Here is a 7,718-nt window from a genome sequence, read left to right on the forward strand (position 1 = left end):
AGACCGGCAACATCTGGCGCGCTCAGGGCCGCCGGGCTCGCCTCGACTTCAAGAACTTCGACCGCTTCATCACCCTCAAGGGCGAGGCGGAGGACGGCTGGCGCGGTGAGATCCACGACGGCGAGGTCGTCCGCACCCACGAGGATGCGATCGCCGAGGAAGAAGGCGAAGAGGAAGAAGAGGAACCCGAGGGCGAGTACGAGGAAGAGGAAGCCGAGGAAGGGGAACCCGAGGGCGAGTACGAGGAAGAGGAAGCCGAGGACGAGGAACCGGAGGACGAGAGCAACGGCGAAGAGGAAGAAGAGGAGTACGAAGAAGAGGCTGACGAGCGCGAGGCCGAGCGGTCGCCCGCCGAGAGCCGGCGATGACGACACCCAGCAGGCTCCCGGATCCCTACAAGGGCCCAGCAGCGGTGCCACCCTCGCCGACATCCTTGAACGGGTGCTCGACAAGGTGTGATCGCCGGCGACATCCGGATCAATCAGCTCGAAGATGGGGAGCGACTGGTGGGAGTCCGACCCCCTGCTCTCCACTCGCGCCCGCCTCGACGAACCCTCTTCGCCCGTGTCGAGCCGGTCGACGTTGAGGTCACGCCAGCGCAGGGCGCACATCTCGCCCCGCCGGGAGCCGGACACCATCGTGATGAACAGGAACGTCCCCTAGTCCAGGTCCCGCTGCCAGGCGGTGTTGAGAACGAGGGCCGCTTCTTCGGGAGTCGGCGGGTCGGGGTCGGGGTGCGGCTGTGCGGGTGGCTCGGCGAGGGCGGCGACGTTCGTCGTCACGTAGCCCCACCGCATCCCGCGGTCGAGGGCGGGCAGCAGGATGAAGTGAATCTTGCGCACAGAGTTCGTCGCGAGCGGTTTGCAGACGTGCTTCTTGTTCGTCTTCGGACCCGTCTTGCCGTTGCGCCGCCCATCGCACTGTTCCCTGCAGCGCCGCAGTCGTGTGTAGAACAGCTCCAGCATCTCGGCGGTCAGCTTGCTTGCCTTGAGGTCGCCGAACGTGGGCTTGAGGTAGTTGCGGATCAGACCCTCGGTCCGCTCGTAGGAGGTCTCTTCGAGCTCGGCGATGCCAAGCCACCGGTCGAGTAGGAACGACAGAGCGACCTGACTCTTGGGGTGTCGCAGTTGCGTCACTCGCGGAGATCGGCTGAGTGGATCACACCTTCTCCCTGTGGCATTTGCCGGTGACGCAACGGCCCCGGCGTATACACACCGGGGCCGCCCTTCCGGGTCGTTGCACGTGAGAGTGCACCGGCCCACTCACCAGGGTATGCGCGGAACGCCATTTCAGTCATATGGGGGACATAGCCGTCATGTGACCGGCCGGAGCCCCGAGGGCGGCTTGTGCCGTGTCAGTCACTGTCCTTCTCGTCGGTCTCCATGAGCTGGATCCCCTCGTGCTTCAGTGTGACCATCGCGGGTGTGTTTCCTCGCGCCCAGTCGACCTGGATCAGTCCCTCGGCCGCCAAGTACGTGCAGGCGGCGGCCAGGTCCTCCTCGGGTATGGCGAGGTCCTCGCGCAGCTGCGCCCCGGTGAGGCCGAGGAGGCGATTGCCTTCGATGGCCTCGTACAGGGTCTTCATGATCGCCTCGCGGTAGTGCTCCCGCTCGTGCAGTGTCGCCATGGTCTCCTGCCTCTCGTGCCGGCACTGACAGAAACCCGTACGTCTGGGGCGGTGTCCTCCTTCCCCCGCTGAGGGCCATCTCCTCAGATTTCGTCCGGCTGTGTGTGATCGTCCCGGGAGGCCTGGCTGGCCAACAGCCAGGAGCGCACCGGCTCCGCCATGCGCGTGGTGTCCACGGTGAGGTGGAGGCGTGTTCCGCCGTCGGGGCCTGCGGGGTAGCTGCGCGCTTCGGCGGCGGCGAAACAACGGCGGAGAATCTCCGCGACATGGCGAGCCGCCTCCGGGTCCGCGGCGACGATACGAACCTCCGCGTGCCCGGCCGACGGCAGTTCCGGTGACTTCATGGTGACCCCTTGCTCATTCAGGACGACGTGCATCAGGGGCGACGTGCCCGTGAGTGTGACGGCCGTCGCCCCACACCTGCCCCGGCTGGAAGGTCTGCGTCATCAGCGGCTCCCCCCTCGCTCGATGCTCACGGCGTGTGGCGTCGGCAGGAGGACCCTTCGGCACGGCAGGGCAGGTGGGCTCTTACGGGACCGCCAACCGATTCCCGGTAGGGCATCGCTGCAGCGGAACGCCCCGATCCTGGATCAGGAACATTCCCGCGATGAAAGAGATCACGGCGACGGTGGCGGATGTCTCCACGTCGTCACCTTCTCAGGGCGGAACTGAAGATCCCGATCGCGGCTCCGGCCGCCGAAGCGGCTCCGCCGTCGGTCTCCCATTCCTCTTCTCGGCTTTGAGCCTCTGCCGCCTCGTGGCTGATGGCCTCGTCGGCCATGAGACCGCTAGCGGTGCGGATACCTCCCGGAACGGTTGCTGCTGCCATCAGCCGGGCGGCGGCGGTCGGCTCCGTCTCCGGAGGGATCACCAGCAGGTCCAGGCGGCCCACCGTGTAGGAGAAGAGGATCACTTTGTTCGGGTCCTGCTCGTCGGCGAACCAGCCGACATGCACTGTGTGCCCCGTGACGGGGACCCTGCGCGGGATGACGGGCCAGTGGGCCGGGTTCACGGTGACGTGGGTGATCCGGCCCCAGCACGCGTCCAGCGCGTCTGTCAGAGCGGGGATCTCCCGGAGGAGATCACGGGAGCGGGGCCACCAGGCACCGTCCAGGAGACCTGGAACCGGGCCGGTCGGGGTCAGGGACAGCCGGGCCGACGCCGAAGGCGGGCGCTCTTTGATGATCGTGGGTTCGATGGTCGCGGTCATGGCACGGACCTGTCCCCGGGCCTCCTCTTGGAGGCCGGTGTTGTTGCTCGCCGGGAACGACACCGACATGGCGGCCGGTGTGCGAAGTACTCTCGGTCCTTTCACTCTACGCCGTTCCGAGGCCCCGGGACGGTGCGTGAGCAGGCATTTCACCGACAGGCTACGAGTCCGGAACCGCTGACGGGCGCAGCCGGTGGCGGCGCGCGATTTACGGCGAGAAGACGAGGTCCCGCGTTCGGCGGCGACACCGAATCCCGCAGACAGGCGGACACATCATGACCCAATCCGACATGTCTCGCGCCCCCGGGCTCCTGCCGGACGCGATCCATCGGGCCGCGAAACCCGGGACAGTTCTTCTGCGGCCGGAGACGACACATTCCCGGGAGGGCAACCTCGACGGCGCGTGGTGGCCGCGTTCCCGCGACATCGGCAGGGAATTGCCCGACCTCATCCGCGTGCTGACCGGGCACCTCGGCCCCATCACGCGCGTCGGCCTGGACGCCACTGCATGGGATGAACTTCCCACGCGCCTGGTCATCGACGACCAGGTCGTCCATATCGACTCCTTCCCGGTCGGTGATGACACCGTCCTGATCACTCCGGGCGACCAGAACCACTTCTCCCTTCTCGTGGTCCCGCCGCACGCGACAGCCGACTCCGCCCGTGCCGCGATGGCCAGGGCCGTCTGGGCCGACAACGTCACCCATGCCGCACAGATCCTCATCGACACCGGCACCCATCAGGCACACCCGATTCCTGCGGAGGGCTCTCGGACCGGCGAGGAACGTCACGAGCCCGAGGAATGACGTCTGGAGGTCCGGGTGCCAGTAGGTCTGTCTCCGCTGGACGGCGCCGACTTCAAGGCGATCAAGGCGGTGCCGCCCGTCGGGGTGGATGCCCTTCGACGTATTGCCCGGTGAGAGCAATGGCGGAGGATACGAGATTCGAACTCGTGAGGGGTTGCCCCCAACACGCTTTCCAACTGTGTTGGTGGTGCCTTGGACGGTGTACAGAGGTGTTCACCTTCGTTCATGCCCCTCCGGGCCTTCAATCGGGCTGGCCGTCCGGCCCCGGCTGAACGCCGATGGCCGCGACTGAATGAGACGGAAACTGAGACGGAAAGGCATCGTCTGACCAGGTTGTTCGAATACGGGCCGCCGGCGCATTCGGCTGCTTCCGTCAGATGCCGTGGGTGTTTGTCATTCGGTCGATGTCGGCCGACGTCGCACGCCAGGAGGCGACCCGGCGATCGGCCGCTATATGGGTGTGGCCGTGCCCAGTGGGTGACTCAGCGTGCTGATCACTCGCCCCAGCCGTTCGTTGGCCTCTGGGCAAGCGGCTGCGTGCTGGCTCTTTCCAGTTGCCGTTGGGGTGTGCTCAGCGCTTTCTGGAAGAGCGGGTGGGGCCCGTTCTTCCAGGAGGAGCGCACCATGGCGCAACCGGTAAGCCGGCCAACGATCAGCGCTGAGCAGTTCAGTCGAGTGTGTGACGAGATTAGGAGCACGGCGGCGCCCGAGATGGACGCTCAGTCCATCCGGGACTGTGCTCTGCGCATCGTGCAAACCCTGGGCCTGGCGCTATCCACGGATGATCTAAGCGGGCTCCTCGCCGGACTCATGGTCCCTAGTGCGGCCCCACCACCTGAGAGCCCTCGGTACACCCGAGAGCCCATCCTGGACATGCCTGACGAACGGCCAGGAGAAGATGAAGGTCCGGTCAGGTAGGCCGGGCCTTCACGACCACGAACGACGACCCACGCGACGATGCCACTGTCCTGCGCCTGGACTGGCCCGGGCCGTGAGCACCTCGGCCGGCACTTCGGCGAACGTCGGTCGACGATCTCGAAAACCGTCGTGGCGCGAGTCACCGTGGGTTCAAATCCCACACCCATTACCAGCGGAAATGGCCCCTGAGCAGGTGAGACGGTCAGGGGCCGGGGTGCTGTACGGTGCCCGCTCGTCCCCGCACGATCGGGCACGGATGGGACACGGACCTCTTCGTCCCGAAGGAACTTGGCTGGACCCTCGACCTGGACCGACTGTTCCTCTCGCCTGCGGCGCTGGTGCACGGACGCCCGCGCTGGTCCGCCGCTGTACGTCGGCGTTGTCACGCAGTTAGAAACTCACCTGGCATGCGATCCGGCGCTTAAGGCGTGTCCTTCCCAAACCCGTCCCGTGCCGCCTGCCACTGCAAGTAGGTTCACTCCATGACAAACAGTGACAAGCTGCTCGAACGCATTGTCAAGCGCGTCAACCAGAGCGGCGACTCCTTCGACATCACCATCACCGTCGGCGGCACGCTGATCACCGGGCGGCTCACTTCCCGTGCCGCGTGGCTGGGAAGCAGCATCGAAGTACTCAATCAGGTAAATGCGATGAAGGGCTTCGCAGACGAGTTCGCGACCGAGAGCGGCTCGCTGGACACCGAGGACGCCCTTCACCTCGCCGAGGGCAAGGTCGTGTTCGGCGCAGAGCCCTTGGTCTTCGCTGGGACCGGTTTTCTGCGTGTCCCTCTGGTCAAGGTGGACTCTTGGGCGATCGGCCGCGTGGACATCCGGCGCGACTAACACGACGCAGTACAGACGCCCCGTCGCTTACTCGGACGACGGGGCGTCGTCGCGCTCACTCGAGGACCGCATCCGGCTGGCACACCACACACGCCGCGAGCCCGTCCGCCAGTGAGACGGTCGCCTCGAGATGCACGGAGGCGCTGATGCCTCGCCCGCCGCCCACTGCACCCACTTGGCACAGACGCCGTATGCGGATCGCGGCTGACCTGCCAAGTCCCTGACCTGGTCCGCAACGCGACTGTCGCCGCTGTTCCCCGTGAATCCCCGAGAGATCCCGCCGAATCGGGCACACCGCGGGCACGAGCCTCCACTCTTCAGACGAGTTGATCGTGCGGCTTTCATCGCGCGTTTGGCGCAACATTTGGACGAGCGGGGGCGTCGTCCAACAGGCGGCGCTGTCCGGTGCGGACTTGATTGGCGTCGAGGCGTTCAGCCAAGGACCGCGAGGTGGTCGGCGGCGCCTCCGCGCCACTCGATCATGAAAAGGGTGGCGTCGTCGCTGGTGTGCCCGCCGCGTTCCCTCTTCAGCACGTGGGAGAGCCGTCGCAGATCCGCCCGTACCCCCTCTGACGGCTCCTTCCCCAGGCGGTTGACGCAGCGGGTGAGGCGTTCCTCGCCGAACGGCTCCCCGCCGGCGACGTGCTCCTCGATGATGCCGTCGGTGTAGTACAGCACGCGGTCGCCTCGCCGGAGCGTGTGCTCTCTGATCCGGGGCACCTCGCCGCCGAAGCCGACGGGCAGCGTCGTCGCGCACTCCAGTTGCCGCACCACCCGGCCGTCGCGGACCAGCAGTGGCGCGGGGTGGCCCGCGTTGACCAGCTCCATCTCACCGGTGGCGATGTTCAGCTGCATCAGCTGCGCCGTGACGAAGTGGTCGGGGCCGAACTGCCGGGAGATGGCATCGTCCATGAACGCGTACTTCTCGGCCAGGTCGATGAACACGCGCCGGGCATGCCGGTAGGCGCCGATGGCCACGGTCGCCATCGTGGCGGCGTCCAGCCCGTGGCCCATCGCGTCGATCAGGGCGACGTGCAGGATGTCGTCGTTGAGGGCGTAGTCGAAACTGTCGCCGGCGACGCGGTAGGCGGGCTCCAGCATGCCGGCCACCTCGACCTGCGGCACGGACATCGACAGCGGCGGCAGCAGGCTCCACTGGATCTCCGCAGACACGCTCATCGGCTCCCGGCGCCGGGTCTGGAAGAACTGGTCGGTGTAGGCGTTCTTGGTGACCAGCAGGTCGGCGACCAGGCTGGCGAGCCTGCGCAGCAGGCGCCGGTCGTCGGCGCCGACAGCGTCCAGGGTCACGGCCATCACGCCCACCTGGTCGCTGCCGTCCAGCAGCGGCAGATACATCTGGACGCCCCCGTGGGCCTGCGGCACCTCGACGACCTGCCCGCGCAAAAAGGCCCGGCCAGCGGGGGAGTCAATCACCGGCTGGGGCTGACTGACGTGAAGTTTTCTGCCCGGCAGCGGCACCAGCAGCTCCTGCGCGTAGTCCTGGAGCAGGATGGAGACGTCACGGCCTCCGATCCTGGCCACCTCCTCCGCGATCAGCGGGGCGATCAGCTGCGGCGGCAAATGCGGCGCTCTGTCCAGCAGCACACCGAGCAGCCGCTCGCCGAAACCCTCCGAGCGGTCCTCCGGGATCTCCTCGCCCATAGCCCCGTTCACCATCTCCTTCCCGCCCTCACCTCGGTCACCGCCTGCGCACAACGTGACCTGGGAAGCCCGCCCGAGCGGCTTATTACGCCATGCGCGGCATGTCGGCCCAGGCCGATGCCAGGCTCCGGGCCTGGTGCAGAGTCTGACCAGGACGAGCGGTGAGCCCCGGCCCATGTCCACCGTGAGCACCGCCGCCCCAAGCTGACGTACACGTGAGGTCGGTGGAACGACTTTGGCCTGGAGTTTCAATGACTGAGTCAAGCCGCCTGCGGGACCGGTGGGGCGGGGGTGAAGGTCCTGTTGTCACGCAGTAGCGCCCACAGCACGCTGGCTCGGCGCCGTGCCAGGGCGATGACGGCTTGGACGTGCTTGCAGCCTTCGCCGCGTTTTTTGAGGTAGAAGTCCCGGTTGGGGCCTTCGCGGATGAGGCTGGTCTGCGCGGACAGGTAGAACACCCGGCGCAGGCGGCGGCTGTAGCGCTTGGGTCGGTGCAGGTTGCCGGTGCGGCGTCCGGAGTCACGCGGGACGGGGACCAGTCCGGCGGCCGAGGCCAGATGGCCGGCGTCCGTGTAGGAGGTCAGATCGCCCGCGGCGACGACGAACTCGGCCCCGAGGATGGGGCCCATGCCGGGCAGGGACTCGATGATCTC

The 7,718-nt window shown here is 67.1% G+C and carries 8 protein-coding genes and 2 pseudogenes; 4 read left to right on the plus strand and 6 right to left on the minus strand.

Annotated features, from left to right (window positions below):
* Together ACWDA7_RS48365 and ACWDA7_RS48370 are read left to right on the plus strand one after the other, a co-directional pair.
* Positions 1 to 368: pseudogene (locus tag ACWDA7_RS48365) on the plus strand (SRPBCC family protein); the annotation flags it as partial.
* Positions 365 to 663, plus strand: a pseudogene (locus ACWDA7_RS48370) (gas vesicle protein). The pseudogenes ACWDA7_RS48365 and ACWDA7_RS48370, both read left to right, overlap by 4 nt.
* On the opposite strand, the gene ACWDA7_RS48375 reads toward ACWDA7_RS48370, so the two are convergent.
* The 4 genes from ACWDA7_RS48375 to ACWDA7_RS48390 all read right to left on the minus strand — a co-directional run bounded on the left by ACWDA7_RS48375 (position 660) and on the right by ACWDA7_RS48390 (position 2,837).
* Complete coding sequence (locus tag ACWDA7_RS48375) at positions 660 to 1,136, minus strand: tyrosine-type recombinase/integrase (RefSeq protein WP_450614010.1); 477 nt, start codon at positions 1,134 to 1,136, stop codon at positions 660 to 662. The pseudogene ACWDA7_RS48370 and the gene ACWDA7_RS48375 sit on opposite strands and share 4 nt — an antisense overlap.
* Positions 1,137 to 1,354: 218 nt before the next feature.
* The gene (locus ACWDA7_RS48380; RefSeq protein ID WP_450614012.1) at positions 1,355 to 1,627 is read right to left on the minus strand and encodes a hypothetical protein; all 273 of its coding nucleotides are present in this window, start codon (positions 1,625 to 1,627) and stop codon (positions 1,355 to 1,357) included.
* A gap of 83 nt (positions 1,628 to 1,710) precedes the next feature.
* On the minus strand, positions 1,711 to 1,971 hold the full coding sequence (locus ACWDA7_RS48385) for a hypothetical protein (RefSeq protein WP_450614014.1): 261 nt from the start codon (positions 1,969 to 1,971) through the stop codon (positions 1,711 to 1,713).
* Between the two features lie 305 nt (positions 1,972 to 2,276).
* Entirely contained in the window at positions 2,277 to 2,837 is a 561-nt protein-coding gene (locus tag ACWDA7_RS48390) for a DUF5994 family protein (RefSeq protein ID WP_450614024.1), read from the minus strand.
* A 275-nt stretch (positions 2,838 to 3,112) separates the two neighbouring features.
* Between ACWDA7_RS48390 and ACWDA7_RS48395 the strand changes: the two genes are divergently transcribed.
* Positions 3,113 to 3,643 carry a DUF5994 family protein gene (locus tag ACWDA7_RS48395; protein WP_450614016.1) on the plus strand — a complete coding sequence of 177 codons (531 nt, stop codon included), beginning with the start codon at positions 3,113 to 3,115 and terminating at the stop codon, positions 3,641 to 3,643.
* Between the two features lie 1,400 nt (positions 3,644 to 5,043).
* Positions 5,044 to 5,403 carry a hypothetical protein gene (locus ACWDA7_RS48400; RefSeq protein ID WP_450614018.1) on the plus strand — a complete coding sequence of 120 codons (360 nt, stop codon included), beginning with the start codon at positions 5,044 to 5,046 and terminating at the stop codon, positions 5,401 to 5,403.
* Between the two features lie 432 nt (positions 5,404 to 5,835).
* Here ACWDA7_RS48400 and ACWDA7_RS48405 read toward each other — a convergent pair whose 3' ends face one another.
* Entirely contained in the window at positions 5,836 to 7,080 is a 1,245-nt protein-coding gene (locus ACWDA7_RS48405; protein WP_450614020.1) for a PP2C family protein-serine/threonine phosphatase, read from the minus strand.
* 245 nt (positions 7,081 to 7,325) lie between these two features.
* On the minus strand, positions 7,326 to 7,718 hold a 393-nt coding region (locus ACWDA7_RS48410), incomplete at its 5' end, for a transposase (protein ID WP_450614022.1).

It is taken from the genome of Streptomyces sp. NPDC001156 (genome assembly GCF_053598275.1).